Source organism: Mesorhizobium sp. M5C.F.Ca.IN.020.32.2.1 (assembly GCF_004023105.1).
GTDB lineage: Bacteria > Pseudomonadota > Alphaproteobacteria > Rhizobiales > Rhizobiaceae > Mesorhizobium > Mesorhizobium wenxiniae.
On the sequence record NZ_RZSX01000975.1, the window covers coordinates 1 to 2,207 of the forward strand.

Annotated in this window: 2 protein-coding genes and 1 pseudogene; 2 read left to right on the plus strand and 1 reads right to left on the minus strand. The window is 59.6% G+C overall.

Annotated elements, in window-relative coordinates; all coding sequences use genetic code 11:
• Window positions 1-540 precede the first annotated feature (540 nt).
• Window positions 541-717, plus strand: coding sequence for a hypothetical protein (locus EOA86_RS39695; protein ID WP_206630193.1), 177 nt, complete (start codon window positions 541-543; stop codon window positions 715-717).
• A gap of 408 nt (window positions 718-1,125) precedes the next feature.
• On the opposite strand, the pseudogene EOA86_RS41590 reads toward EOA86_RS39695, so the two are convergent.
• Window positions 1,126-1,206, minus strand: a pseudogene (locus EOA86_RS41590) (integrase core domain-containing protein); the annotation flags it as partial.
• A gap of 521 nt (window positions 1,207-1,727) precedes the next feature.
• Here EOA86_RS41590 and EOA86_RS31685 point away from each other — a divergent pair.
• Window positions 1,728-2,207, plus strand: a 480-nt coding sequence (locus tag EOA86_RS31685) for an SDR family NAD(P)-dependent oxidoreductase (protein ID WP_128345202.1), incomplete at its 3' end; no start/stop codon positions are given.

Below are 2,207 nucleotides of genomic sequence, written 5' to 3' on the forward strand. Positions count from 1 at the left end.
GCATGGGGCGCCGAAGCATGGAGATGCGCTGCTCTCCGGGCTCAGCCGTTGACAAGCTTACGGGGCGATACATGGGCGCCAAGCACAACATTCCGCGCTATTCTTGCTGGAGAAGCCTGCTCGACAATGGCGAGCCGCGCTGCATCGCCTTCGGCGGACGATGATGCGATGAGGAAGCATTCCTGCGTCTGGTCGAGCCCGGCGCGATCGCTGCCGCGAGCGGGCCGAGGCACAGGCAGCAGCCCGCCGCGACCAGGTTCGGGATACCCTCAGTCGGCGATCTGGAGGTCGCCCGAACGCCGCCTACCGGGCTCTCCGGCAATATGATGACGCGGATCGGCTGGTCTCTGCAGAGCTGGAGATGCGATGGAACCATGCCCTCTCGCATGTTGGCGAGATCGAAAGCAGGATTGCCCCGCATGATGTCAGGACGCCAAGGCCATCACCTGTGCTGGGCAAATGAAACAACGGCGCTGGCTACAGACCTTCGCAGCGTCTGGTCTGCACCAACGACGGATGCCAGGCTCAAAAAGGCGCAGCGTGCGCACCGTGATCCAAGAGGTGGTCGCCGATATCGATGGTGAAGCCTCCGAGTTCGTCCTGTTTGATCATTGGATTGGCGGCGCCATACCGACCGGCGCCTGCCGAAGGCTCGGCGGGGACAGCGCAACAGCACTTCCGGCGACATCATCACCGCCATCCGACAACTGGTGCTGATTGCCAGCGATGATCTGATTGCCGGTATTCTCAACCGGAACGGCTTGGTGACTGGGGGATGGCAATCGTTGGACGCGGGAGCGGGTCACCGCACACAGGGCACATCATAGGATTCCGGTCTTCCGGCCCGCACCGGACGGGAATGAACCGTGGCTTAATCTGAACAAGGCGGCGCGCCTCCTTCGCACCGAAGACCTCAGGCTCGCCGTCGAAGCCGGCGAGAACAAAGGCATTCATCCCCTGCCGGATGGTTGCGTGAATATTTAGCCGATCAGAGCTGCGAAAGCCGCAAGCCCAGCACATTGTTCAGCGCGCGACGGAACCCGAAATACCCCCGCAGGATCGCATCCTCACAAGCAAAATCTGTTTACTTCAACGATATAGACCGATGGGTGTTATGAAGCAGGGATTGTAGTCCCCCCGCCATTCGGCGATGGAGATGCGGGCGTTGTCGAGGCCGAAGAACAGGCTCTCGTTCAACAGCTCATCGCCGCATCCAGAGGAGACCGATCAGGCGCTTAGGGTTGCACTCTTTGTCGGATCTTCGACGATGTCGGAACATAAGACACAGCGCTATTAGAGTGATGCATTGTTCAGCAATGGTTTGTTGTTTGGCACGACACATGCAGGGCAATTCGCAAACGCGCTGCGGCACGGACTTAGGAGGAGGCATGAAAGAGGTGTCGCCCACTGGAAGCAGGGATCGCTAGATATGCAGGTGATCATGGGACAGTCACGTCTTGTGCCGACTGGCTTATCTTTCCTGGGTTTTGAAGAACTCGAGGAAGAAGGCAAAGCGTGGCTGCAGCGGGGGCCGGCCTGAATGGCGAGCGTCGCCATCCATTGCGAGCAAGTTTTAGCGAAAGATTTAGCGAGCCAGAACTGGTGTTACTTTCCCTGGTAAGCCCAAAACGCCCCTTCTGTGCTCAGCCTAACCCGAGGGAAGTAGCTGGGTCTCAGCCAAGCATCCACCAACGAATTCAAGATGGCAACCGAGAGGAGCAAGGCCAATGATGCATCCCGATCTCATGAAGCGTTTTGACCTTGCCGGCCGTTCGGCGCTAGTCACCGGCGGCGCGCGAGGCATCGGTCTGGAAATTGCGCGGACGCTAAGGATGGCCGGCGCCTCGCTCATGCTGGCCGATCTCGACCTCGACGCTACCAGGAAGGCCGCAGCCGGAGTAGGTGCCGAGGTCCGTGCATTCCGCTGCGACGTCGCCGATCCGCGGTCAGTGCGCGACCTAGCCGCAGCGATCGGCCCTTGCCCGGATATTCTCGTTAACAATGCCGGGGTCGGATGCGACCTGCCGACAAAAGATATAAGTGATGACGACTGGCGGTTGGTGATCTCAGTTAATCTCGACGGCGCGTTTTATTGCTGCAGGACCTTCGGCGCGGCGATGGCCGAGCGCGGTTCGGGCAACATCGTCAATATTGGTTCGATGTGCGGCTTCATCGTTGCAAAGCCGCAAAACGGCCCAGCCTACAAC